The 25,732-nt window shown below is 62.5% G+C and carries 14 protein-coding genes and 1 pseudogene; 7 read left to right on the plus strand and 8 right to left on the minus strand.

The window, feature by feature from the left end; translation table 11 throughout:
* Positions 1 to 5: 5 nt before the first annotated feature.
* Positions 6 to 2,702 carry a family 78 glycoside hydrolase catalytic domain gene (locus PM3016_RS20540; RefSeq protein WP_014370775.1) on the plus strand — a complete coding sequence of 899 codons (2,697 nt, stop codon included), beginning with the start codon at positions 6 to 8 and terminating at the stop codon, positions 2,700 to 2,702.
* An 897-nt stretch (positions 2,703 to 3,599) separates the two neighbouring features.
* On the opposite strand, the gene PM3016_RS39150 is transcribed toward PM3016_RS20540, so the two are convergent.
* The 4 genes and pseudogenes from PM3016_RS39150 to PM3016_RS20560 all read right to left on the minus strand — a co-directional run bounded on the left by PM3016_RS39150 (position 3,600) and on the right by PM3016_RS20560 (position 6,831).
* The gene (locus tag PM3016_RS39150; protein WP_420798972.1) at positions 3,600 to 4,592 is read right to left on the minus strand and encodes an IS3 family transposase; all 993 of its coding nucleotides are present in this window, start codon (positions 4,590 to 4,592) and stop codon (positions 3,600 to 3,602) included.
* Positions 4,490 to 4,759: pseudogene (locus tag PM3016_RS39155) on the minus strand (transposase); the annotation flags it as partial. The pseudogene PM3016_RS39155 and the gene PM3016_RS39150, both read right to left, overlap by 103 nt.
* Positions 4,760 to 4,970: 211 nt before the next feature.
* The gene (locus tag PM3016_RS20555; protein ID WP_014370776.1) at positions 4,971 to 5,846 is read right to left on the minus strand and encodes a carbohydrate ABC transporter permease; all 876 of its coding nucleotides are present in this window, start codon (positions 5,844 to 5,846) and stop codon (positions 4,971 to 4,973) included.
* A gap of 31 nt (positions 5,847 to 5,877) precedes the next feature.
* The gene (locus tag PM3016_RS20560; RefSeq protein ID WP_014370777.1) at positions 5,878 to 6,831 is read right to left on the minus strand and encodes an ABC transporter permease; all 954 of its coding nucleotides are present in this window, start codon (positions 6,829 to 6,831) and stop codon (positions 5,878 to 5,880) included.
* Positions 6,832 to 6,964: 133 nt separating this feature from the next.
* On the opposite strand from PM3016_RS20560, the gene PM3016_RS20565 reads away from it, so the two are divergent.
* The 6 genes from PM3016_RS20565 (at position 6,965) to PM3016_RS20585 (ending at position 15,423) form a co-directional block, all read left to right on the plus strand.
* Entirely contained in the window at positions 6,965 to 8,731 is a 1,767-nt protein-coding gene (locus tag PM3016_RS20565) for a sensor histidine kinase (protein WP_014370778.1), read from the plus strand.
* Positions 8,709 to 10,361: a response regulator gene (locus PM3016_RS20570; RefSeq protein ID WP_014370779.1), complete on the plus strand. Its 1,653-nt coding sequence runs from the start codon at positions 8,709 to 8,711 to the stop codon at positions 10,359 to 10,361. Before PM3016_RS20565 ends, PM3016_RS20570 begins: the two co-directional genes overlap by 23 nt.
* A gap of 126 nt (positions 10,362 to 10,487) precedes the next feature.
* Positions 10,488 to 12,152: an extracellular solute-binding protein gene (locus PM3016_RS20575; RefSeq protein WP_014370780.1), complete on the plus strand. Its 1,665-nt coding sequence runs from the start codon at positions 10,488 to 10,490 to the stop codon at positions 12,150 to 12,152.
* A 36-nt stretch (positions 12,153 to 12,188) separates the two neighbouring features.
* Positions 12,189 to 14,168: a beta-galactosidase trimerization domain-containing protein gene (locus PM3016_RS20580; protein ID WP_014370781.1), complete on the plus strand. Its 1,980-nt coding sequence runs from the start codon at positions 12,189 to 12,191 to the stop codon at positions 14,166 to 14,168.
* A 149-nt stretch (positions 14,169 to 14,317) separates the two neighbouring features.
* Entirely contained in the window at positions 14,318 to 14,485 is a 168-nt protein-coding gene (locus PM3016_RS40000; protein ID WP_238540622.1) for an RCC1 domain-containing protein, read from the plus strand.
* Complete coding sequence (locus PM3016_RS20585) at positions 14,410 to 15,423, plus strand: RCC1 domain-containing protein (protein ID WP_014370782.1); 1,014 nt, start codon at positions 14,410 to 14,412, stop codon at positions 15,421 to 15,423. The genes PM3016_RS40000 and PM3016_RS20585 overlap by 76 nt, the downstream gene beginning before the upstream one ends.
* A gap of 317 nt (positions 15,424 to 15,740) precedes the next feature.
* On the opposite strand, the gene PM3016_RS20590 is transcribed toward PM3016_RS20585, so the two are convergent.
* The 4 genes from PM3016_RS20590 to PM3016_RS20605 form a co-directional block, all read right to left on the minus strand.
* Complete coding sequence (locus PM3016_RS20590; protein WP_014370783.1) at positions 15,741 to 19,670, minus strand: hypothetical protein; 3,930 nt, start codon at positions 19,668 to 19,670, stop codon at positions 15,741 to 15,743.
* 91 nt (positions 19,671 to 19,761) lie between these two features.
* Positions 19,762 to 22,938, minus strand: coding sequence for a glycoside hydrolase family 2 TIM barrel-domain containing protein (locus PM3016_RS20595; RefSeq protein ID WP_014370784.1), 3,177 nt, complete (start codon positions 22,936 to 22,938; stop codon positions 19,762 to 19,764).
* Entirely contained in the window at positions 22,938 to 24,380 is a 1,443-nt protein-coding gene (locus PM3016_RS20600) for a four-carbon acid sugar kinase family protein (protein ID WP_014370785.1), read from the minus strand. Before PM3016_RS20600 ends, PM3016_RS20595 begins: the two co-directional genes overlap by 1 nt.
* A complete protein-coding gene (locus PM3016_RS20605) occupies positions 24,377 to 25,651 on the minus strand; it encodes a ribulose-bisphosphate carboxylase large subunit family protein (protein WP_013918451.1) in 1,275 nt (424 codons plus the stop codon). Before PM3016_RS20605 ends, PM3016_RS20600 begins: the two co-directional genes overlap by 4 nt.
* Positions 25,652 to 25,732: the final 81 nt, after the last annotated feature.

Genomic DNA, 25,732 nt, shown 5'->3' on the forward strand with positions numbered 1-25,732 from the left:
TGAAGGTGCGTATCGACCGCATGTACGTGGAGTCGTCGGAGGAACCGCTCGGGATCGATGTTCCCTCTCCCGCTTTCCGGTGGAGCTTCGCTGGAGATGCCGGACGCGGGCTGCTTCAGGCTGCCTGCCGGATCGTCGTTGCGCTAAGTGAACAGGAGGCCGGCAGCGGGACGGGCACAGTGTGGGACAGCGGGTTCAAGGACACCCGGAACTGCGCCCAATTGCCTTACGAAGGGCCCCCGCTGCTCTCCCGCACCCGGTACTACTGGCGGGTCGAAGTGCGAATGGCCGCCGGGGAGCCCCTGTGCAGCAGGGTCTCCTGGTTCGAGACCGGCCTGCTGCACGAGCAGGATTGGCTGGCCTCCTGGATGGAGGCGCCGGCCTCCGGGGAGCAGGCGGAAGATGGAGCAGCGCCGGGGGCGCTGCCCCTCTTCCGCACCGAATTCCGGCTGGCCCTCCCGGTGAAGTCCGCCCGGGTCTATGTCTGCGGCCTCGGCCACTATGAGCTTCGGCTTAACGGACGCAAGGTCGGCGACCGGGTGCTCGAGCCGGGCTGGACCAACTACCACCGGACCTGCCTCTACTCCGTCTATGATGTTACGCAGTACCTGCAGGAAGGGGCCAATGCCGCCGGCGTGCTTCTGGGGAACGGCTTCTACCATGTGGCCGGCGGCCGGTACACGAAGTACAAGGGCTCCTTCGGCACGCCGAAATGCCTGGTGCAGCTGGAAGCGGAGCTGAGCGACGGCTCCAGAGTGACCCTAGCCAGCGGGGAGGGCTGGCGGACCGCCCCGGGCCCCCTTACCTTCTCCTGCATCTACGGCGGAGAAGATTACGACGCCCGGCTCGAGCGGCCCGGCTGGGATAGGCCCGGATATGCCGAGGACGGCGGCTGGACCCCAGCCCTCCGGGCAGCGGCTCCGGCCGGGAAGCTCAAAGCGCAGGGCTCCCCGCCGCTTCTGGTTCGCCGCGTCTACCATCCGGCGGGGTATACGCACCCGCGCCCCGGCGTGTATGTCGCCGATCTCGGGCAGAACTTCGCCGGCTGGGTCCGGATCCGGGTGCGCGGGGCGGCCGGCACGCGGATCACGCTCTCCCCCGGCGAGCTGCTGAAGGAAGACGGCACCGTCAGCCAGAAGTGGACCGGCTCTCCTTACCGGTTCCACTACACGCTGCGCGGGGACGACGAGGAGATCTGGTCGCCGCGGTTCAGCTATTACGGCTTCCGTTATGTGCAGGTGGAAGGAGCCGTGCCCGCCGGAGTAGCAGAGTTCTATTCAACCCTGGGTGATGCCGGGCTGCTCGGACTGGAAGGCTGCATGATCGATCCTGACATGGAGAGAACGGGCAGCTTCGAATGCTCGGATGACCTGCTCAACCGGACGCATGAGATCATCAACATGGCCATCCTCAGCAATGCCAAGAGCATCTTCACCGACTGCCCGCACCGCGAGAAGCTCGGCTGGCTGGAGCAGGTGCATCTCATGGGGCCGTCCGCCGCTTACAACCATGACATCGAGAGGCTGCTCGTCAAAACGATGGAGGACATCCGGGACGCCCAGCTGCCCGGCGGCATGGTGCCGACTACGGCCCCCGAATATGTCGTTTTCCCTGAACCGTGGGAGGTGTTCCGCGATTCCGTCTCGTGGGGAGCCGCATATGTGCTGACCGGGTGGAATCTGCTGACGCTGTACGGCAGCCGCCGCCTGCTTGAGGAGCATTACGGGGGGATGAAAGCCTACGTCGATTATGTAACCGGAAGATCCAAGGGGTATCTGGTCGATTACGGTCTCGGCGACTGGTATGATGTGGGGCCGAACGGTCCCGGATTTACGCAGAACACGCCTGTGGCCCTTACCGAGACGGCCATGTATTACCACATGACCGAAGTGTTCGCAGGCATCGCCCAGCTGCTCGGTCGCGGGGAGGACGCTTCCTTCTACCGGAGCCTGTGCGGCCGAATCAAGAAGGCGTTCCGGGAGGCGTTCTTCGACGGGGAAGCATGCCGTTATGCGGAAGGCAGCCAGACCTCGTACGCCATGCCGCTGGTGCTGGGGCTTGCTGCAGAAGAGCACGAGCCCGCCCTGCTGGCCGGGCTGATCGAGGTGATCCGGCGGCAGGGACTCCGAACGACGGCGGGCGATGTGGGCCACCGGTACGTGCTGCTCGCCCTGATGCAGTCCGGTCATTCGGACCTCGTGTACGGGATGGCCCGGCAGTCGGAATCCCCCGGCTATGCCTATCAGCTGCTGCACGGGGCCACTACGCTCACCGAAGCCTGGGACGGGCCGACCGTCGGCAAGTCGCAGAACCATTTCATGCTGGGCCACATCGAAGAATGGTTCTATGCCGGTCTCGCCGGGATCCGGTACCGGTTCGACCCGGCGACCGAAGGGTTCGCTCTGGATCTGCGGCCCGCCTTCCCCGAAGGGCTGTCGTATGTCCGCGCTTCCCACCGGCTGCCCTGCGGCACCGTGCGCGTCGGCTGGGAGAAATCGGGGTCCGGACAGCTCACGCTTGAAGCGGATGTTCCTGTGAACTGCACGGCCGAGCTCCGCCTGCCGGCCTCTTCGGCAGACGCCGTTACGGAGAGCGGCAGCCCGCTTCGGGAAGCCCAAGGAATCCGATGCACGGCCTGGGAGGACGGCTGTGCGGTGCTGCGGCTGGGTTCCGGATCCTACCGGTTCCACAGCACTCTGTAAGCGCAGCAGGGCAAACCGCTCCTCCCGTTCCCCTTCCCCACATGCCTCCGATCCACCTCCCCCCTACCTCACCTTTGCACCCACCCCGCATGTCATCTTCCACCTTCCCCTCTACTGATCTCCTTACATCCTCCCCGCCCGCGCGTACAGCAAAAAGAGGCAGACTGCATACCCAGCAGCTGCCTCTTTGCGTCATGGAGGGATAACCCCACTCGTCCAACCTTACGAAGCCGGATAACAGAAGGACGATGCATGTTTATTAATAATATCGGATGTGCAGCTGCTCTACCGGGATCTCCGGGAGACGCTTATCTAGCAGGATCCCTATCTCATCGCAGTACATACGGGTACAGCTGCATCCTTACGCATAGCTGTTGGATGCTCAATGTAATAGTTTTTTGCTTCATCCAGCATCGATAGCTTTGCACCGGCTCATACTGCCTTTCTTGGCAATGGTGGCATAAGAAGGAAAAGCACACGCATCACGCTGTTAGCCTGCAGAGGTGCGGAGAGTACGCCTGCAGAGGTGCGGGAGTACGCCTGCCGGACGGATGGTCTCAGCTGCAGCCGCTGCAGGCGGAGCCCATCCGCTAATTGCCTCTGGCGGCATCGCGATCCGCGGCCTGCAGTTCGAGCCGGAAGGCAAGCGGTTCAGCCTCCGGTAACCGATCGTTTCGGCGGGCGCCCCAACGTTCGGTAAAATTAGCGGAAGTGAGGTATCTTATTGAGGGATTTCCCAGCATTTCCCGAAACATAGCGGAACTCAGATCCCTTATTAGGGAAAAATGGGTCCGGAAACCGCACCCATCCCAACAATAGCGCATCTGAGTTCCTTTATCACCGATGAGTGGACTTCTGTCAATAAAGTAGACACAAAAATGAAGGAACCCTTTAACGCTAAGCTGCTCTTTGTTCATGGTACATCTGTTCAAAGCGATGAGGCGTTTTATAACCCAAAGTGGAGTGGCGCCGTGTTCGGTTGTAGTAAAACTCGATGTAATTATAGAGTTCATCGGTTGCTTGTTTACGAGTTTTAAACTTGGTTTGGTACACAAGCTCTTTTTTCAATGTACTGTGAAAAGACTCGATACACGCATTGTCATAGCAGTTCCCTTTTCGACTCATGCTGCCGGTCATGAAGTAGTCTGCCAGCCGTTCTTGGTAATCACTGCTTGCATACTGAGATCCGCGGTCGGAGTGGTGGATCAAGCCAGGGGCCGGTTTCTGACGCTTGTAAGCAAGCTCCAGGGCTTCGATCACGAGCTCCCTAGTCATCCGCGCGCCTGTAGCCCAGCCCACGATTTTACGTGAATATAAGTCCATCACACTGGCTAAGTATAGCCAGCCTTCGCCAGTGGCGACATAAGTAATATCTGTTACCCAGACCTTGTTGGGTGCCTCCACTTTAAACTGCTGATTTAGGATATTGTCATGAACAGGCATGTTGTGGTTGGAATTGGTCGTTGCTTTGTATTTTCCAACCGTAATCGACTTAAGACCCATCTCTTTCATAAGGCGACTGACCGTTTTTGAGGAGACAGCACAACCGTCTTCCTCTCGCAGAATCGCAGTAATCACGGGGCTGCCCGGGCGCTTCTTCAAACGGTAAAAGTGATGCCGGATGCGTTTTTTCAGCCACATCCGGTGCTTTTCCCGTTTACTAGGCTTGTGTTTTACCCACTTGTAATAGCCGCTTCTGGATACTTGTAAAACGGAGCACATCTTCTCGACACGGTACTGGAAGCGGTGTTTATAAATAAACGAAAAAATCAGTCCCGGTCTTTCGTGAAGAAGTGCATTGCCTTTTTTAAGATTTCGTTCTCCTCTTGCAGTTCGCGGTTTTGCTGCTCCAACTTTTTTAGTCGTTCGTAATCCACAAAGACTTGTGATTGTTCCGAAGCTGCACTTTTCCCGTACTGTTTGATCCAGCGGCTTAAGGTACTTTTCGGAATCCCAAGTTCCCGGGCAATCTCAATTGGCTTCTTCCCCTCCTTCTCTATATGTTCCACTGTTTTTTTCTTAAACTCACTGTCGTAACTCTCCCGCTGCTGACTCATGGCACACCTCGACCTTTGTTCGTTTGTCTTTATTATAAAGGTCGTTCCTTAAGTTGTGTCCACCGTTTAGTCTACTTCCAGAGTACCACCGAAAAGTGGGAATAACGCACCGTATTTCCGCTATTTTCATAGACTGCTTGCGCGCCAGCAGAATCGAAGCGAATGGATGACATCCTTTCTGAAAGCATTGGACGAATCGGATAGCTCCCCTCTACTCCTTCACGGCGCCAATCACGACGCCCTTGACGAAGTACCGCTGCAGGAACGGATACAGTACGAGCACCGGCAGCGCGCCGATAAAGATCTGCGATGCCTTCAGCGAACGGTCCGACAGCTCGGACAGCTCCGCCGGATTCGCGGCCAGCTTGGTGAAGTCGACCTGCACGATGATCGACTGCAGCAGGGTGGCCAGCGGCCAGTTGGCCTGCTTCATGTAGATCATCCCGTCGAACCACGAGTTCCAGTGGGTCACCATCGTGAAGAGAGACAGCGTCACGATCGCGGGCAGCGACACCGGCAGATACACGGAGAACAGGGTTCTCCAATGCCCTGCCCCGTCCATGAGCGCGGCCTCTTCGAGCTCCTTCGGGAGGGTGCGGAAGAAGTTCAGCAGGAGCAGAATGTTCCACACGTTGACCAGGGCAGGAAGCAGCAGCGCCCAGACCGTATCCGTGAGATGCAGCATGCGGATCAGGATATAGGTCGGAACGAGGCCTCCGCTGAACAGCATCGTCACCACGAAGAACCAGATATACCGGCTCCGCTGGGGAAAGATCCGGTCATCCTTCGAGAGCGGGTACGCGGTTACGACAGTCAGCATCATCCCGAGTCCGACGCCAAGGAGAACCCGCTCGGCCGTATTCCACAGGGAGCGGAGAAAGTTCTCATTGCTGAGCGTCTTCTGGTAGGAGGCCCATGTGAAGTCCATCGGCCAGAGAGTGACGAGATTGGCCGCAGCCGGGGCTTTGCCGCTCAGCGACACGGCCAGCAGGTGGACGGCGGGAAGCAGGCAGATCAGCGCGAGCAGCCCGAGGAATGCCAGGATCAGCACATAGGCCGCCCGGTAAGATGGGGATTTGTAGTACACCGCGGAACCTCCTTTTTCACAACCCTTTCTGCTAGAACACCCGGTAGCCTGCGAACCGGTAAGCCGCCCAGTACGCGGAGGCGATCAGGATCAGGCTGACCACGGATTTGAACATCCCGACCGCCGCCGCGAAGCTGAACTGTCCGTCGATCAGGCCCACCCGGTAGACGAACGTGTCGATGATGTCCCCTTTGTCATACACGAGCGCATTGTAGAGGTTGAAGATCTGGTCAAAATTCGCGCTGAGCACGCTGCCGAGCGACAGCGTCAGCAGCACGATCACGATGGGCAGAATCGCCGGCAGCGTGATGTGAATCGTCATCTTGAAACGACCGGCCCCGTCGATCTCGGCGGCTTCGTACAGCGCCGGGTTCACCCCGGCCAGCGCCGCCAGGAAGATGATCGCGCCGAAGCCGAACTCCTTCCACACATCGGTGAGAATCACGGTCCAGCGGAACAGGTCCCCGTCGCTCAGGAACGGAAGCGGGCCGATCCCGAGCAACTCCGCGAGGAGCCGGTTCACCAGACCGTTCACGGACAGCAGGTCGAGCAGCAGCCCGCCGAAGATGACCCAGGAGAGGAAGTGCGGCATATAGACCAGCGTCTGCACCAGCCGCCGGAAGACCATGTGCCGCACTTCATTCAGCAGCAGCGCGAACCCGAGCGGGACCAGCAGGTGGAGGATGATTTTGAACCCCGAGATGACGAGCGTATTCCAGATGACCTGCAGGCCGTCCTCCCTCTCGAACAGGTAGCGGAAGTGGTCCAGGCCCACCCAGGGCGAGCCCGAGAATCCGAGCCAGGGCTTGTAATCCTGGAACGCCATGATGAGCCCCGCCATCGGAAGATAGGCGAAGACGAGGGTCAGCAGGACGGCGGGCAGCAGCATCAGATGGAACACGGCGGTTTTGCTTTTTCTTGGCACGGGCTGGGGCTTCAAAGGTGCTCCGCTCGGTCTTGGAACGGGAACGTCTGCCTCTCTCACGGGACTTCTCCCCTTCTCGCTTTTGCTTTTCCACTTTTTGTTATATTGTATTAATGTTGCGGGGGGCCTGATAGAAGAAATCCTTTACATCCCATGATGATTTCATGAGGTAAGCCGCGAAGGGAGGGTCTCCATGCCTGTCAAGGGCAGCATTTTCAGCAAAATGATCGTCCTGATCGTCGTCCTTCTCCTTCCCGTCATCCTGCTGTACATCTACTTCAATCACGTGGCGGAGAGCCATATCCGGCGCGAGATCGAACAGTCCACCTTCGGCCGGCTCCGCTTCTTCCTGTCCCAGGTGGAAACGAAGCTGGAGCAGATGAGCTACTATTCCGCCCAGATCGCCCGCGATCCGACGATGAGCGAGCTGCAGGCCTCGGGCCTCGATTCCGATGCGTTCAGCAAGTGGAAAAGCGTCTCCAGCCTCTCCGAGAAGCTCCGGCTGCTCAGCTCCTCAAGCCCCTGGGAGAACCATATGAACCTGTATTTCCCCGAAACGAAGGAGGTCATCTCAACGGACGGGTCCCCCTTCGACGAAGCGCTGTTCGAGACTCCCCTGGAACCGGGATGGGTCCGCCGGAAGTTCACGATGTACGGAACGCAGGTGCCGGGCTTCGTCTACTACCTGATCGAGCCCGCCTCCTACCGCCAGCGGCCGCGCGATGCCACCTTCGTCATTGAGGTGGGCTTCCCCGAACGGAGCCTGGTCTCCATGCTCGATGAGTTCAAGGCCGGCGGTCCCGGCGATCCGTTCTTCTATCGACCGGGAACGGTGCCGATCCGAAGCCGCACCTCCGACGGGCAGACGGTGCCCATCATCACGGGTGCGCTCCGCTCACTGCCGGAGCAGCACTCCTGGACGCAGGAGATCCGCACGGAGAACGGCAGCTTCCTGGTGTACCTTGTCTACTCCGAGAGGCTCGGCATGTATCTGGCCGACTATTATCCCGAAGAGTCCCTGTTCTCCTCCGTTCACAACAGCCGGACGATCTTCTACCTGTCGATCGCTTCGCTTCTGCTCATCTCCCTCATCGGCTCGCTGCTGTTCCACCGCCACGTCCAGACGCCGGTCCGGGTGCTGGTCCGCGCCGTGCAGCGGCTGAAGCAGGGGGACTATTCGTACCGGATCCGGCACCGCGGGGAGGCCGAGTTCGAGTACCTGTTCGACCGGTACAACGGGATGGCCGCCGAGCTCCAAATGCTGATCGAGCATGTGTATGAGGAGAAGCTGCGCTCCCGCGAGGCCGTGCTGAAGCAGCTGCAGTCGCAGATCAATCCCCACTTCCTGTACAACAGCCTCAATACGATCAAGACGATGTCCATCCTCGGCAATGTGGAAGCGGTGGAGAGCATGATTGTGAATCTAGGGGACTTCTACCGCTATACGACACGTACGGAAAAAAGGCTCGCAGCGGTCCGGGAGGAAGCCGAATTCGTCCGCAGCTACCTGTCCATCCAGCAGCTCCGCATGCCGCGCCTGTCATTTGACATAGATATTCCCCAGGAAATGGAGACGCTGGAGATCCCGCGCATCCTGCTGCAGCCGATCGTAGAGAACGCGGTGGTGCACGGCATCGAGAACCGCCTTGGCGCCGGAACCGTGGAGATCCAGGGGGAACTGGAGGCGGGTTGGTGCCGGTTGATCGTATCGGATAACGGAAAAGGACTCTCCGGAGAAGCGCTGGCTTCTCTCGAGCTAAGGCTTCAGACCCCTCTGACGGAGAACACCGGCTGCGGTCTCTGGAACGTGCATCAGCGCCTCCAGCTGGAATTCGGCCCGGAGTCGGGCATATCGTTCTCCCCTTCCCCGCTGGGCGGCCTGTGCGTGGAATTGAAATGGCCGGTAAGCCAAAAAGACCGAAAGGAGCTGACTGCCCGTGTACCACATTCTGCTGGTTGACGATGAGGCGTCCGTCGTCGACAGCTTGGAGGTCTCCCTCCCGTGGGCCGAACTGAACATCGAGACCGTACACAAAGCTTATTCCGCCCAGGAGGCGCTCGAGATTCTGAACCGCCACCCCGTGGACATTGTCCTGACGGATATCCGGATGCCCGAGATGTCCGGGATCGAGCTCTCTGACGTCATCCGTTCGCGGTGGAAAGGGATCAGCGTCGTCTTTTTGACCGGCCATGCGGACTTCGAATACGCACGCCATGCCGTCGAGATTCAGGCGGCGGATTATATCCTGAAGCCGTTCCGCAACGACAGCGTGACGGCGGCTCTGCGGAGCATCATGGAGCGCAAGCAGCAGGAATGGCAGGCGCGCCATTCGCTGCAGAGCGCCGTCTATGCGCTGAGGGAGCATCTCCCGCTGCTGAGGAGCCGGCTGCTGAACGATCTCCTGAGCGGTAAATCGTTCGCGCCGGAGCTCCTGGCGCACAAGCAGGCGACCCTGCAGCTCCCATTCAAGCCGGGCGAGCCGTGCGGCCTGGTAATCGTCCGCATAGAGGAAGATCCCGCGGATGCCGGACCGGACGACCCGACCCTCATGGAATATGCCGTCCTCAACATCGCGGAAGAAGTGCTTCATCCCTACTTCCGGCTCTGGTCCTGCCGGGATGCGCAGGATTACCTTGTTCTCCTCGTCCAGCCGGTGCGGGAGGAGATCGAATCCGGCCTGCAGCGGGAGGCCGTACCGGCCCTGTGCCAGCAGCTCCTGGAGAAGCTTGCCTCCGAGGTGAAGAGCAGCGTCAAGAATTACCTGAAGGCGGGCCTCTCCCTGCTTGTCGGTCCGTGGGGCATGTATCCCGGCGGCCTTGCGGCAGCCTACGGTTCCGCCCTTACCTGCTTCCGCAGCCGGATCGGCCGGGAAAGGGAGCTGCTCTTCACCTACCAGGAGCCTCCCGCAGAGTGCGTCCGGCCCGGAGCCCTGCAGTCGCTCTATCAGCCCCCGACGCTCAGCCAGCTGCTCGAGAGCGGCCGGTGGAACGAGGCGAAGGGCAAGCTGGAGGACATCCTCGCGGAGGTGGAGCGGCTCGCGGGCGGCCCGCTGGATGTACACCTCGAAGCGTTCTGGAGCATCGCCGCCTCCTTCTCCTATCTCAGCCACAAGCACGGCCGCCCGGTGCCGGGTCTCTGGTCCGCCTCGGGCGGTCTTCCGCCGGGCGGGTATCCCCGGTCCGTGCGGCAGCTGGCGGACTGGTCCAGGGAGAAGCTGAGCCGGCTCGAAGGCGAAATGGAGCGGGAAGCCCGGGATTCCCGCAGCGAGCTCGTCCGGAAGGTGCAGCGCTTCGCGCAGGAGATGCTGGACAAAGACATCTCGCTCCAGGCCATCTCGGAGCATGTGGGCCTGAACCCGTCCTACCTCTCGCGCATCTACAAGCTCGAAACCGGCGAGAGCATCAGCGATACGATTTACAAGCTGCGGATGGAGCAGGCCGCCTATTATCTGCGCTCGACCGAGCTCAAGATCTACGAGATCACCGCGAGGCTCGGCTATCAGTATCCCCCTTATTTCATCAAGGTGTTCAAGCAGCATTACGGGGTTACCCCCCAGGAATACAGGGACGGCCGTGAAGGGACGGTGTGACCGTTCCTTCCACCCCTTTCCAAAAAGTATAACGAAAGGTAAAGGAATTCTTCTGTACCGGCTTCGGCGGCTCCAGTAAAGTAAATCTTGCAAACGGATGTTTTCATGGAAAGAGGGGGAATTCATGTGGGAAGCCCAAACCAACCGCGGGCAGGCAAAGCGGCGCTGGCCGTCCTGCTGACGGCAGGCCTCCTGACGGCATGCTCAGGGACGGGGGAGCCCGGGAGCGGCGGAGACACCGCGCCCGCTTCCGTGCTGAAGGGCGGCAGGTTCGATCCGCCGGTCACCATGACCTCGTGGGGATGCTACAGCGCAACCTACAAATACAAGGAGAACCAATCCTTTGAGCAGAATGTCGGCCTCGATTGGGTCAAGGAGAAGCTCGGCATCCAGATTCAGTACCTGTGGACCACGCCGTGGGAGAACGACGCCTGCCTGACCAAGATGCGCCTCTCCCTCTCCGGGAACGAGCCCCTGCCCGATGTGGTCTATGTCAGCGTGGACGCCAAGGGACGCTCCATCCTCGCCGATCTGATCGAGACCGGCCAGTTCATGGATATCGGCGAAGTCTTCGAGAAGCATGCTTCTCCAGCCTACAAGGAGATTCTGAAAGCGCATCCGGAGCTGTGGGCCTTCGCGGCCCGAGACGGCAAACGGTATGGCATCCCGCACACCGCCGACCCGTACGTCAACTCCCCCGTGCTCTACCTCCGGGAGGACTGGCTGAAGACGCTGAACCTGAAGACGCCCGGCACAATCGATGAGCTGGAGGCGGTCATGGATGCTTTCGTGAACAAGGACCCGGACGGGAACGGCAAAAAGGATACGTACGGGCTGGCGCTCGGCGTGAAGAACAACTGGCTGGAGGGATTCGCGAGCACGGGGTGGATCTTCGGCGCCTACGGCACCGTCCCGACCTATTGGCTGAAGGGCGCGGACGGCAGCCTGCAGTATGGCTCGGTGCAGCCGGGAGCAAAGGAGGCGCTCGCGAAGCTACGCTCCTGGTATGAGAAAGGCTATCTCGATCCGGAGTTCGCCATGAAGGATCCCGCGAAGGCCTCCGAGCTCGTGACCGCCGGCCGAACAGGCGTCATCGACGGCCCATACTGGCTGCCGATCTGGCCGCTCCCGGACCTGAAGAAGAACGTGCCGGGCTCCAGCATGCTTCCGGTCATGCTGCCTGCCGGTCCGGGCGGCAAGCCGGGCTTCAACGGAGGCGATTCCCTGCTCGGCGTCTACCTGATCAACAAGAAGTACAAGACGCCGGAAGCGCTCCAGGTGTATCTCAACAAGATGCTCCAGGCCGGCGGCAAGGAGAAAGGGTCGGATGTCGAGAACGGATTCATCGAAGGCTATGATTACAAGATGGAGAACGGCGCGCCGGTGGCCGTGCCCGACCAGCGGGTCGACCAGATCCTGCTCGGCAACGGCACGCCGATGATCCCGGAGAGGAACGTGAACTCCCTCGCCCACCTTGCCTCCGGGGCCGCTCCGAGGGACGGCTTCGACCAGGGGAACGTGGCTTACAAGGATGCCCATGTGCCGGGTTCGATCATGCAGAAGCAGCTCTCGTTCGGGATCCAGAATGAGTTCAAGGGGGCCTCGACACCGACCATGAGCACGAAGATGGAAGCCCTCCGCAAGATGGAGAACGAAGTGTTCACCAAGATCATCTACGGCAAGGAGCCTTTGACGGCCTTCGATGACTTCGTGGCGAAGTGGAAATCCTCCGGAGGCGACCAGATCACGAAGGAAGTCAACGATTGGTACCAGGCGGCCGGCAGCAAATAACGCAAGGGCGGCCGCATATCCCGGGAGGAATGGTTCATGCGATTTCGTCAGGTTCATCTCGATTTTCATACCTCGGAGGCGATTCCCGGCATCGGGGATCGCTTCGATCCCGGTCAGTTCCAGGAGATGCTCCGGCTCGGCCATGTCGACTCTATCACGCTATTCTCCAAGTGCCACCACGGCTGGGCCTACCATCCCTCGATGGCCAATGAAATGCACCCCCACCTGAAGTTCGATCTGCTCGGCGTCATGATCGATGCGGCCCATGAGATCGGCGTGCGGACGCCCGTGTATCTCTCCGCCGGACTCGACGAGAAGCTGGCCCGCCGGCATCCCGAATGGCTCATCCGTGACGCGGACGACCGTACGAGCTGGGTGGACGGGTTCATGAAGCCCGGCTATCACCTGCTCTGTCTGAACTCCCCCTACCTTGAGATTCTGCTGCGGCAGATTGACGAGGTGGTGCGCCACTACGATGCCGACGGGCTGTTCCTGGACATTGCAGGGGTGCGCAGCTGCTCCTGCCACACCTGCAGGGCCGCCCTGCTGGCGGAGGGCAAAGACCCGCGCGACGCGGAAGCCGTGCTGGAGCTCGGAGAGCGCACGTATGCCGCCTATGCCGGGCGGGTCCGCGAGACGGTCGATGCCGTGAAGCCGGGTCTTCCCGTCTTCCATAACGGCGGCCATATCCAGCGGGGACGCCGGGACCTGGCTGGGATGAACACCCATCTCGAGCTGGAATCGCTGCTTACCGGGGGCTGGGGATACGACCACTTCCCCCTCTCCGCCCGTTATGTCCAGGGACTCGGCATGCCCTATGTCGGCATGACCGGCAGATTCCATACGTCCTGGGGAGAGTTCGGAGGCTACAAGCATCCGAATGCGCTCCGGTATGAGACATCGCTGAGCCTGGCGAACGGCGCGCGCTGCTCCGTCGGCGACCAGCTGCATCCGTCCGGGATCATGGACAAGGCCTCCTACTCGCTCATCGGGGCAGCTTATGCCGAGGTGGAGCGTAAGGAGCCCTGGTGCACGGGAGTCCGGAATGTCGCGGATGTCGCGCTGCTCTCCGTGGAGGCGGTGCAATCCCGCTTGGGGAGGGCACCCGATGAACGTATGAACGTGAGCGACAGCGGTGCGGTCCGCATTCTGCTCGAGGGCAAGCTGCTGTTCGACGTGATTGATCCCGACAGTGATTTTTTCCGCTACCGCGTCCTGATTCTCCCGGATCATATTCCGGTATCAGGTCAGCTGAAGGCCAAGCTGGATGCTTATACCGCGCGGGGAGGCAGACTGCTAGCCACGGGCGCTTCGGGTCTGAACCCGGAGGGCACCGGCTTTGTCCTCGATCTGGGTGTGCGCTACGTGGGCGTGAATCGGTATGTGCCGGATTATTTCCGCCCTTCGTTTGCGCTCCGCAGCCTGCCGGAGGCCTCGTACGTCTTTTATGCTCAGGGGCGTGTGGTAGAGACGGCAGGTGTCTGCACCGTGCTGGGCGTCCGGGAGAACCCTTATTTTAACCGGGATGCGTTCACCTTCTGCTCTCATCAGCATACGCCGAGCACGCTGGAGGACGGCGGCCCCGGGATGGTCGAGGGCCGGGACGGCATCTATATCGCTTGGAACGTCTTCGAGGATTATGCCCTGAAGGGGAGTCTGGCCCAGAAGGAAACGGTGCTGCATGCGCTGGACCGGCTGCTGGGTACCGGCCGGACCCTGGAGACGAAACTCCCGGCACAGGGGATCGTCACCTTGATGGAGCAGCCCGCAGAGAAGCGGTATGTGGCGCATCTGCTGTATGCCTCTCCGGTCCGCCGTGGCGGCGGGATTGAGGTCATCGAGGATGTGATTCCGCTGTATGACACGGAGGTCACGATCCGGGTGGGGGTCCCGGTGAAGCGGGTATCCCTTGCCCCGCAGCTGGATGAGCTGCCGTTCGATAGTGACCCGGAGGGCGCGGTTCGCTTCCGCGTTCCGAAGATCGATTGTCATCAGATGGTGGTGCTCGAGGTGTGAAGGAAGGAAAAGCGTGCAAACACCGCGCATCGATTGATCCATAGTGACCCCGACCACTCCATACTCTATTGATCCGGAGGAAAAAATCCATGAAAAGACTAATTCGATTGTTTGCAGTCGTTTATCTCTCTCTTGCGCTGACAGCCAACATGGCGGTGGCGGCAGACCGTTCCAAGACTCCTGTGGAGGCTGCTGCCGGGGGCACTGGTCATTCTCTCTTTCTCCAAAAGGATGGAACCGTGTGGGCTTGGGGAGCCAACAGCACGCGCAGCTCGGGGACGGAACGAAAACCGACCGTTATTCCCCCATTCCCGTGAAGAACCTCGATTCGGTAATCGGCATCTCGGCCGGCGGAGCCGCCAGTTTCGCGGTCAGAAGTGATGGAACGGCTTGGGCGTGGGGATCGAATCTTTTCGGCCAGCTTGGCGACGGGACCACCTATGATCGCTTGACTCCCGTGCAGGTCCAGGGTCTCCATTCGGTTGTCGCTCTGGAAGCGGGCTCCTCGCACAGCTTGGCGGTCAAAGCCGACGGCAGCGTGTGGGCTTGGGGATGGAATACGTACGGCCAGCTCGGCGACGGAACCACCGATTCTCGCTCCACTCCCGTTCAGGTGCAGGCTCTCGATTCGGTTGTCGCTGTGGCAGCGGGCTCCGGACACAGCCTCGCGGTCAAAGCCGACGGCAGCGTGTGGGCTTGGGGAGCCAACTGGTCGGGGCAGCTCGGGGATGGAACCTACACGGAATCTACCGTTCCCGTACAGGTGACCGGTCTCGGTTCGGTCGTCTCCGTCTCTGCAGGCAATACGTTCAGCTCGGCACTGAAGAGCGACGGAACCGTGTGGGCTTGGGGGGCGAATGACAGCGGACAGCTCGGCAGTGAAACCGCGGCATCTAACAGTCCTTCTCCCGTTCAAGTAACTGGTATGGCATCAGCCGCTGCGATCTCCTCCGGCAGTGACTACAGCTTGGCGCTGAAGAACGATGGAACCGTATGGGCTTGGGGATACAATTCGTCCGGGCAGCTCGGCAATGGAACCACGACAAGCAGCTCCGCTCCCGTTCAGGTAACCCGGCTGGGTTCCGTGGTTTCCGTTGCTGCGGGCCCTCTCCATGGTTTGGCGGTCCAAAGCGGCGGAACCGTATGGGATTGGGGGAATAATACCTACGGCCAGCTCGGCGATGGCTATTTTGGCGGCGGCTATGACCGTTCCCTCCCGTTCCAGGTGTGCTCGACGAACAAATGTAAAAAGTGACACAAGATCCTGGTTCAATGCAAATTCATATATATGAACGAAAGAAGCCATCCTTTTCTGCAGAATCAGGTCCGCAGGCGGGATGGCTTTTTTCCAGATAGAGGAACTGAGGTTCGCTATCTCGATATATAAAGCTGAATCGGCATGGTAACAGCACTAGTAACGTAACTGAGTTCCTTTATTTGTTGGGAAATGACGGGGAATAACGATCTAAGGCATCCTAGTTCCTTTATTTGAACATATCGGTTGGCGGCCATCGAACGACTCGTTCCATCCATGAGGTTCGAATGCACCCCCGGCCCGGCTCATCGGGCGGATCATGGCTCTGCTGTCACCGCCACCGGGCCGTACAGTCCGGCGGAGGCGAACCAAGGCTGCCAGGCCTCTTCTTCCGTTCTCCCCTTGCTCCAGTACGTCATCTCCGGGCTGCCGCCGGCAAGGAGTGTCGGCCGGCCGATCTCATAGTGCGCGCCCAGCGTGCTTGTGATACGGACGCGCAGCTTGTGCGTGCCGGCGGCCAGCGGCTCCCCAAGCCGGAAGCGGTACGGCTTCCAGAGGCGGACGCCGAGCGGCCGGCCGTCCAGCCACACCTCGGCCGTGCCTCTCACGTGGCCCAGGTCAATCCGTCCTGCCGGAAGCTCCTGCGCAGCGTCAAGCTCCGCTTCGTACTCGACGGCCCCGCTGTGATGAGGCAGATGAAGCTCGGTCCTCCAGTCCCCAAGTCCGCCGGGGACCTGTGCGGTCTCAAAGCGGATCGGGCTCCGCAGGACGGCCGCCCCGGTCTTCGTCCCTTCGGGGATGACCCGGATGGCAGCCATAGCGCCGGCCCGCTGTGCAGGGAACCCGGCCCGGTCTCCGTTCACTTCCGCTTCCCTGCCGTCCACCCACACGCGGAATTCTCCCGCGCAGTCGAGCGTCATGGCATGAGCCCCCGCCGGGAGGGGGAAGCGCAGCCAGACCGGCCGCCCGATCTCCTGCGGATCGGCCAGGAGTGGGAGCGGAGCGGGCTGAGGCACGCTCTCCGGCATCAGCCATCCGACGTCCGGCAGCGGATGCGATCTCGGCGTCAGCCAGAGCGACTCCGTCTCCGCGTACTGCAGCACCGAAGCATGATAGATGCCGGGCTCTGCCCCGGTTTCATCCCGCCAATCCGGCCCCGTGAAGAAGGGCCGGAACGCCCCTCCCGCATACTCGGCCGCTCCGTCGATGAATACTTCGCCTTTGCCTTCCGGCAGCTCGAGTGCGATCTCATTCTCTCCCTCGCGCCACAGTGCGGTAACGTCCACTTCCTCTTGCCCCTGCCGGATATACGGGTTATAGTCCCCGTGCTCGGTGACCTTCACCCCGTTCACGAGCAGCGCCGCACGCCCTCTTGCGGCGAAGACCATGCGGACCCGCATAGGCAGCTCTCCCGGCGGCGCAAACAGCCGGCACGTGAGGCGGGAATCCGGGTTCGGGTGCCGGCTGTACAGCCACTTCGGCAGCGGCGGACGGGCTTCCGGGCTCACTTCCACCGATGCACGCATCGCTCCCTTGCCCAAGGGCTGTGCACACAGCAGCAGCTCGTTCGGCCCTTCCTTCAGCCAAAGCTGTGCCGTCTGCTCTTCCGGGCCGCCCTCCCATCGAATGGCCTCTCCGTTCACCGTGCCGGCCAGCTCCGTGTTACTCTCCACCCGCAGCCAATACATTCCCTCTGCCGGTGCCGTCACATAGGTCCGGGCCCATACCGTTTCTCCCGGGACCGCCTTGCCCAGGTTCAGAAACCGGCGCGGCACCCGGCCCATCCGCCCCGCCCAGGGACGGACCGACAGGTCGCCGAAGGTCTCGCTGTACACCACCGGAACCGATTCGCTTTCCACGAAGCGCTCTCCCCGGCAGAGCCGGAAGTAGGCGGCCTCGCTCCACAGGTGCTCAGTCCACCAGGAATCATCCCATGCCGGGCTCTGCCACCCTTCACCTTCACCGGACTGCTCCGTCTTCACACGGACCATCCTGCGCTCGACCGGCAGCAGCCCCCGCTCCGGCCCATGCAGGTCAAAATCACCGTAGCGGTTGTCGAGCGTGGGCACGGCGCTGACCCGCCAATTCTCCACCCGGAGGGGATACGGGGCCTCTGCCGTCTCATCCCCCTTCTCCGAAGACGCCTCAGGAGCAGGGTGCTGCGCAGGGGCTTCCAGAGCGGCGGCCAACTGCCGGTAAGACGATACGCCGTCATCCGCCTCTGCCGCAGCCGAAACGGCTTCCGTTTCCCCGCGCTGCCCTTTTGGCTGCTCCGCCTGGTTCGTACAGACGACCAGCGCGGCCGGCCAGGACTCGAACGCGAGCTCCACCTGGACACACCCGCCTTCCCGCCGGAAGGACAGCGGCTCGGTACGTCCGGTCACCGGATCCCAGAGCTCGGGCACCCGGTCCGTATACAGCCGGTACAGCGCCTTCCCGGGGCCCGGCCGGTCCTCTCTGGCCGGCTCGTGCATGCCGAGCAGCTCTCCATCCTGCGGCAGCAGCAGGAAAATGTCGGCTTCCGCCGTCCGGCGGTGCAGCGACGCCCCGGGCCCCTCCACCCGCCTCGGCAGCCAGGGGCCGATGAGCGTCAGCGCCTCCTCCGCACGGTCCACATAGAGGGCGCCTGCGAGGGTTTGTTCCTCCGGCGGCACGCTGACCCCCACGACAAGTCCCCCCTGCCGGGTCCAGGCTTCCACGCGTGTACGCGCCTCTTCGTCCATCTCGGTCGTGCCGCACAGCAGGAGCACCGAGAACGACTCCTCCGCGATCCGCAGCTGCCTGCCGTGCGGAACCGCTTTGGCCAGCGCGGAGTCGTCTGCGATATCGAAGTCCAGGTGCGCCCTGCGCAGCGCCCCGGGGTTCGCCTGATCCCGGCGGTTCCAGCCGGAGGCCAGCTCCCGGTACACCCGCTGCAGGTGGGCCACCTTGTCGTTCGGCTCCCGGTTGGCCACGCCCATGGGATGCTCCGTGGCGCCGCCATCGCTGAGCGACAGGTACCCGCTCACCGCGTAGGACGGATAATGCACCGCGATATCGCATACATGAGCGCCCTCGCTCAGCAGAGCGCACACCCGGCTGACCGTATCGGCGAAGACCGCATAATGCTCAAAGTACGGCTGCCGCCAGCCGGTATCCGGAGGAGCCCATTCCCACCAGCCGCCCCGGGTGCTGTAATATACCGAGTGCGGGCTGTACAGGGTCGCTCCCGCCTGGAACCAGGGGAGGAGCCAGTGCATCGTCTCCTCGAGCGTCCCTCCCCACCCGCTGGTATGGAATCCTTCGAGCCACACCCTGGAGCCGCCGTGGAGGTGGGCCATGGACGAGTGGGGCTTGATCTCCCCGTCCATGTCCGCCCCCGGCGCGTTGTACCATCGGTGCGTACGGAAGTAGTCCAGGTACAGCCGCTGCGCGCCGTTCGGATCGCCCCGGCGGGCCGGACCGGCCTGATCGCAGCCGATGAGCATGCCGCGGCTCCGGTGCCACTCGCCAAGCGGAATGAACCAGGACTGCTCGGCAAGCTCGGCAGCCAGGCGGTACACCCTCCGCCGGATGGCGGCGGCATCCGGCACCGGGTCGAACAAGGCCGGCAGCAGCGGGCCCAGTTCCGTCCCATAGCGTTCGCGGTACCGGGCATCCAGCTCCGCCGTCCACAAGGGCAGCGGCGGCAGCTCATCCTGGAAGCTGCCGGCAATCGTGCGGCCGAGCTCTTCCGGGAACCGCCGCTCCATCTCGCCGTGCACCCTGGCCCGGAGCTCGGCCGACGCTGCGGGATCCAGCCAGTTGAAGCCCTGCCGCACAGCCGCATACACCGTCTCCCTCTCTACGTCCTCGTGCAGGATCAGCGAGCCCTCCGGCAGCGGCTCGCCCCTTCCGGCTCTGCGCAGCTGATAACCGGCATACGCCGGCTTCTCGGCTACGATCCGCGCGAGCATATTCGCCCCGGAGAAGCCGATCTGGTCGTAGAACCAGACGTACATCCCGAGCCGCTTCGCTTCTCGCAGCACCACAGCGAACAGCCGCCACCAGGCCTCACTGGCATACGGGGGACTGTCGGCGGCGCACCCGTACTGCGGCCCGGTCGGGGCCAGGTTGATGATCCCGATATTGCGCAGTCCCCCTCTTCGGAATTGGCTCATCTGCCAGACGATCCGTTCCTCGGTGACCGTCTCGCCGCTCCACCACCAGAAGGGCACCGGCCCGAACCGGGGATCCCCTTCCGCGAACCTTCGCTTCAGTTCCTCCATGCTGTACCCGCCTCTCTTTTGTACCCCAATCGTTTCCTGTCCCTCTTCACAAGCCGAAACTCCGCATTTCCGCCCGCTCCCGGCCCCTTACTTAGTCCTCCCAAACGATAGCTTCCGGTTCCCCCTTGGAGGCGAGCATCGGTGACTGGCCTGCAGCGAGCGGCTTCAGCCGGAAGCGCAGTCTCCGTTCTTCCCCGGCCGGCAGCAGATAAGCGTCGAGCGTCGGAGCATATCCGCAGCTGTGATTGCCGAGCCCGCTCTGCCCGCTGTCGATATAGACGAAGGTCCGGTCCGCCCGCACGAGATCTTCCCGGTGCTTGGCTGCTGTCAGCACCTGCGGCGCCACTCCATGCACCGTCACATCGACGAGCGGCATCCCGGCGATCAGCAGCCCGGCTCCCGTGGAATCCGTTACCGCTGCCCACCGGACATCGGCCTTGTTCCCGTTCTCCTGCGGCTTGATATAGGGAACGAACTGCTCCGCTATGGAGCCGGCGTACATGCCGAGCTTCCCGCTCTCTTTGCGGTCGGGATAGCATTCGTGGGGCCCCCGGCCGAACCAGGCCATCCGGTCAAACTCCTCCGGCACCGTCAAGAGCACCCCATACCGCGGCAGCGGCGGCAGCTCTTCCCGGGCAGGCGACAGCTTGATATCCAGCGTCAGGTCGCCGCTCCCATACAAGGTATAGATCCGCTCCGCCGTGAAGGCCACGGCCTCTCCCTTCGCTCCGATCACCTCCCGCACGCGGACCTGTACGGCATGGTTCCTAGCCGCCGTCCGGTAATCCACGCTCCGGACCTCGGCCGTCAGCTTATCGTACTTCGCTTTGCGCCACTCCTTCGCCAGGTGGACATCGTTGTCGACCGGCGCGCGCCACAGCCGGATGACCGGCCCCTCCTGCAGCAGCCGGGTCCCCTGGCTGACCCACCCGGTCAACTGCCCCGTGTCTATCCCAAAGGTTGCGTGGAAGCTGCTGCCAATAACGGTTAAGGACGTGCCTTCCAGCGTCGTCTTCAGTGCAGGCAGCTGATCGGAAACAGCGGCATCCATCCCCGCAGTAATCTTCCTCTGCAGCGGCAGATCCGTCCAGGCGACCTCATGCCCCGCGGGTGCCCACCGTGTGCCCGCCCGCAGGACGAAGCGGACCCGCAGCCAATATTCGCCGCCGCTGTTCTGGGGCCCGTTGCGATAAGGAATGCGGACCGTGCGTTCTTCCCCCGGCGGCACGGCCAGCTCCGTAAGCTCACCGCTCTCCACCGCGTCGCCATCGCAGTACAGCGTCCACTCCGCACGCAAATGCGACAGGTCCAGGAAGCTGTAACGGTTCGCCACCTGCACCAGTCCGCTCTCCAGCTCCAACCCAGTGACCGATACCGGCTCGATCGCCTTCTTGTATTCGATGAGAGCCGGTTTCACCGTCCGGTCGGGGAATACCAGGCCGTCGATGCAAAAGTGGCCGCTGTGCGGCTCATCGCCATAGTCCCCTCCATAGGTGTAGGACGGCTGTCCCCCATCCTCCTTCCGCCGGAGTCCCATGTCGCACCACTCCCAGATCAGGCCGCCGAGCAGCCTCGGGTACCGGTGAACCGTATCCCAGTATTCTTTTTGGTTCCCCAGCGCATTGCCCATCGCATGCCCGAATTCCACCATAAGGTACGGACGCGCATCCTCCTTCTTCCCCTCCTCCTCGAGCATCTCCACTGATGGGTACATGGAGCTGACGATATCGACCACCGGCGCTTCATAAGCCCGCTCATAATGGATCGGGCGCGAAGAGTCCCTGCCCCGCACCCACTCGGCCATCGCATCGTGATTGCATCCGTAACCCGACTCATTGCCGAGCGACCAGACGATCACCGACGGATGGTTCTTATCCCGTTCGACGAGCCGGATGATGCGGTCCAGATAAGGAGCTCTCCACTCGGGATCCTCCGAGAGGCGGCTCTCATTGCCTCCGGCGAGCACGAAGCCGTGGGTCTCGAGATCGGCTTCGTCGATCACGTAGAGTCCGTAACGGTCGCACAGGTCGAGCCACCGCGGGTCGTTCGGATAATGCGAGGTGCGCACCGTATTGATGTTGTGCTGCTTCATCAGCTCGATATCGCGGACCATCGACTCATAGGTCACCGCGAAGCCCCGGTCGGGATCGAACTCGTTGCGGTTCACGCCCTTCAGAATCACCGGCGCACCGTTCACCAGCAGCTTCCCTTCCCGCACGGCAATGTCACGGAAGCCGACCGGCACGCTGCGCACCTCCTGCACCGTACCGGCCGCATCCCGTGTCGTCAGCAGTAAGGTGTACAGGACGGGCGTCTCCGCCGTCCAGCTTCGCACCCCGGACAAGGAGATAACCGTCCGCAGCTCATCTTCCTCTCCGGGCTGCGGGTTCAGGGGGGCATCGCTCAACTGGGATTCGTGGATGGGTTCCCCTGCTTCATCCATCAGCTTCAGCTGCACCGTGAAGCCGGATTCGGGTCCGGCGGAGCGGCGGGCGGCCGTCACGTCCACCGTCAGCTGTCCTCCGCCGCTGCCGGTGGGTACCGCCTGCACCGCAGCGTCCCGGAGCCCGGCCGCAGGAGCGGACACCAGGTACACGTCCCGGAAGATGCCGCTGAGCCGCCATTTGTCCTGATCCTCCAGATAGCTTCCCGCACACCACTGATAGACGCGGACGGCGATGGTATTTTCACCGGCGCGCAGATAAGGGGTGATGTCGAACTCGTGAGGATAATGGCTTCCCTGGCCGTAGCCTGCCTGCTCCCCGTTCACATACAAATGGAACGCGGCGTCCACCCCTTCGAAAACGAGCAGTGTCCTTCGTCCGCTCCAGTCTTCAGGCTGCCGGAAGCGGCGGCGGTAGATCCCGGTCGGGTTGCGCTTCGGTACATGCGGCGGGTCGACGGGGAACGGATACGGACAGCTGGAATAGAGCGGAGTCCCATAGCCGTGAAGCTGCCAGTTCGACGGAACGGGGAGGTCCGCCCACTGCGTGTCGTCATATTCCGCCAGCTCGCAGGCTGCCGGAGCTTCCTGCGGACTCTCCGCATAATAAAAGCGCCACACCCCGTTCAGGGGCAGCACATAGGAGGAGTTCTCCCGCTCCCCGCGCAGCGCAGATTCTTCATCGGCATACGGAACGGAGAGCGCATGAGGCCGCTCCCCGCCGCGTCCGAGCATCTGCGGATCGCTCCAATCTTTGATCCGGTCGTCCGCCGGGCCGTCCGCCGTTTTCGTTTCGTGAACCCCGGTTGTGCCTGTTGGGTACATTAGCGTCTTCCCTCCTTACTGAGATGCGCGTTGATCTTCATCTGTCTTCCTTGGAGCACATCCGCCAAAAAGCCTTCGCCCCCCATCTGTCCCCCCTTGAGGATCAGCTGCAGTCCGTCGAGGCGCGAATCTTCGCTGTGCGCCCGGCACACCGGGGCGCCGGGGGCTGCGGACGCCAGCCATTCCAGCGCGCTGATGCCAAGTCCCCGGGTCACATAGCCGGACGTATCCCCGCCGGCTACGACCAGGCGCTTCAAGCCGTGCGCCAGGACCAGCTCCCTGGCCAAAGCGCCGAGACGCACGCCGAGCAGGCGTCTCCACTCGGCCGGAGCCATCCCGCCGGCGGCCGCCAGCGCCTCCGCTTCCTTAACGGCCGGATCCTCCGGACCGTCGGCCGTATACAGCACGAGGCTACGGCCTTCCCGCAGGCATGCCAAGGAAGCCGCCAGCAGATCGCGGGCCGCCTGCTCCCCGCCGTCCGGACCCAGCAGCGCGGGTACCGGAACGCGAATGCCCGCGAAGCCGGACGCCAAGGCCGCGGCGATCTGCGTTCCGGTCACGGGCGAGCAGCTGCCAGAGACAACGAGCAGCGGCTCCGCCCGGCCAAGGGAGCCGCCGGAACCGGGCGGCGGCTCCGGCAACCGGCCGGATGCCCGCAGATACCCCGTCAGCGCATATTCGATGCCCGACGACCCGGCAGCAAACAGGGCTTCGCCGCCGGTCCTTCCGGCCTCTTCCCAGATCAGCCGTCCTGCAGCGGCCAGCCTGCCCTCATCCAGGGCATCGAACAGCACGATGCCGGGGCCCTGGCGGAGCAGCTTCTCCATCTGCCGCTCCACTTCCGGGAAGGGGCCTTCCAGTGCGAGGATGTCCATCAGCGCGGCCGGAAGGCGCGTCTGCCGGCCCAGATGCACCCTCAGGTCCGCTTCATCCATCGGCGTCACCGGATGGCGGGACATGGTGGGATGCCGGTCCAGCCGGTACACTCCGCTGCCGCCTGCCCCCCTTGCGAAGTGATGGCCGAACACCGTGTACCGGCCCAGCGCCGGCACTCCCGCCAGCAACGGAACATACCGTCCCGCCGGGAATACCGACCTGCCGATCTCGATCGCTCTGCCGATGCTCCCCGCTTCCGGGGAAGAATCGAAGGTGGAGCATACCTTGTAATGCATCAGCCTCGGGCGAAGCTCCTTCAGCTTGCCCAAGATCGGATACAGCTCCGACTCCATCTCCTGGGGACTCATGGACCGGCTGACCCCGGCCACACCGATGCACTCGGCATCGGGAAACCGGGAGCGGATCCATTCGACATCCGGTGCCTCCAGGCACAGCACCGTATGGAGGCCTGCAGACGAGAGCGCTTCCAGCACATCCGTAGAGCCGGTGAAGTCATCGCCATAGTAGCAGAGGAGCGGTGTGCGTTCGCCAGCTGCCTCCCTCATGCTCTGCGGCCCTCCACCGCTCCGAACCGCTCGATCGCCCTGCGGAGCGCTCCATGCGTCACGGCATATTCCTCTGCCGCAACCGCCTTGACGGCGGCTTCCCATCCCTGCTTCATGCTCTCGACGCCGGCGGCCGGGCCGTCCGGGTGGGCCAGGATGCCGCCTCCGGCAAGGTGCATCAGATCGGTAGTCCCCGCCTGCTCATACGTGATCCCGGCTGTACCCGCCCATTGACCGGACGAGACCACCGGCATGGTCCCGTAACCGCCGAACAGCGGCTGCCTGCACGCCCGGATCGAGCGCACGACGGATTCGTCGCTCTCATAGAACTTGCTCCCGAGTCCGTTCACATGCAGATGGTCGGCCCCCGCAAGCCGGCACAGCTTCTGGTATACCGTGAACTCCATCCCGAGCAGCGGGGAGCGGGTCATCATCCCCCATCCGTTGCGGTGCGCATGGATCGGCACCTGGCTGTAGCGGTTCAGCCAGGACAGACCGGCCACTCCGATGCTGTTGATGCTGACCATCACGCAGTTCCCGCCGGCCTCGACCACCAGATCGTGGTTTCTCCGGAGCTCATCGATGTCCCCGGTAATGTTGAACGCATACATCACCCGGCGCCCCGTCTCATCGGCGGCCCGCTCGACCTCGGCCATGACCGCCTTCACTTTGTCCTTCAGCGGAGCGTAAGGGGGATTCGCGTTCAGCTCGTCGTCTTTGATAAAATCGACCCCCGCAAGCGCCATCTCCCGGACAAGGCTGCCGAGCTGCTCCATCGAGAGCCCGACGCTCGGCTTCACGATCGTTCCGATCACCGGCCGGCCGTAGACCCCGGTCAGCCGCCGGGTTCCTTCCACGCCGAACTTCGGCCCCGGATAGGCGGCCGCAAAAGCTTCCGGCAGCTCCAGGTCCACCAGGCGCAGGCCCGAGAGCTCCTGCAGCTCGAAGAGATTGCCTGCGACGGCCGACATCAGGTTCGGCAGGGAAGGTCCGAAATTCAGCAGCGGATAGCTCACCTTGATGAGGCCCCGCCTGTACTTCCCGTCATGCCCGCGGGGCACCTTCGTGCCGGGCAGAGACGGGGTATCCGTCTCCTCCAGCGCTTCCACCGATACGATGGCGGCCCCGTGCCTTTCTTTGAGAGAGGCAGTCTCCCCAGGCACCGCCGTGAAGGTGCCGGTGGACTGCTCCCCCGCGATCACTTCTGCGGCACGTTCAAGGGTGTACGGGGTTTCGACCAGGTACACCGCTGTCACCCGCTCATCCAGCATGCCCATCCCTCCTTTTCGGCAGTTCTTCGGCGGTACGGATTTCTCTTATCCCCCGCCGTACCATCGCCACGGCCCGTCTCC

The sequence above is a fragment of the Paenibacillus mucilaginosus 3016 genome (genome assembly GCF_000250655.1).
Taxonomy (GTDB): Bacteria; Bacillota; Bacilli; order Paenibacillales; family NBRC-103111; genus Paenibacillus_G; species Paenibacillus_G mucilaginosus.

What these genes read in the sequence shown, in the direction of transcription:
- PM3016_RS20565 (WP_014370778.1), top strand. Translation starts at nt 6,965, where the DNA reads ATGCCTGTCAAGGGCAGCATTTTCAGCAAAATGATCGTCCTGATCGTC.
- PM3016_RS20580 (WP_014370781.1), top strand. Translation starts at nt 12,189, where the DNA reads ATGCGATTTCGTCAGGTTCATCTCGATTTTCATACCTCGGAGGCGATT.
- PM3016_RS40000 (WP_238540622.1), top strand. Translation starts at nt 14,318, where the DNA reads ATGGCGGTGGCGGCAGACCGTTCCAAGACTCCTGTGGAGGCTGCTGCC.
- PM3016_RS20590 (WP_014370783.1), bottom strand. Translation starts at nt 19,670, where the DNA reads ATGGAGGAACTGAAGCGAAGGTTCGCGGAAGGGGATCCCCGGTTCGGG.
- PM3016_RS20595 (WP_014370784.1), bottom strand. Translation starts at nt 22,938, where the DNA reads ATGTACCCAACAGGCACAACCGGGGTTCACGAAACGAAAACGGCGGAC.
- PM3016_RS20600 (WP_014370785.1), bottom strand. Translation starts at nt 24,380, where the DNA reads ATGAGGGAGGCAGCTGGCGAACGCACACCGCTCCTCTGCTACTATGGC.
- PM3016_RS20605 (WP_013918451.1), bottom strand. Translation starts at nt 25,651, where the DNA reads ATGCTGGATGAGCGGGTGACAGCGGTGTACCTGGTCGAAACCCCGTAC.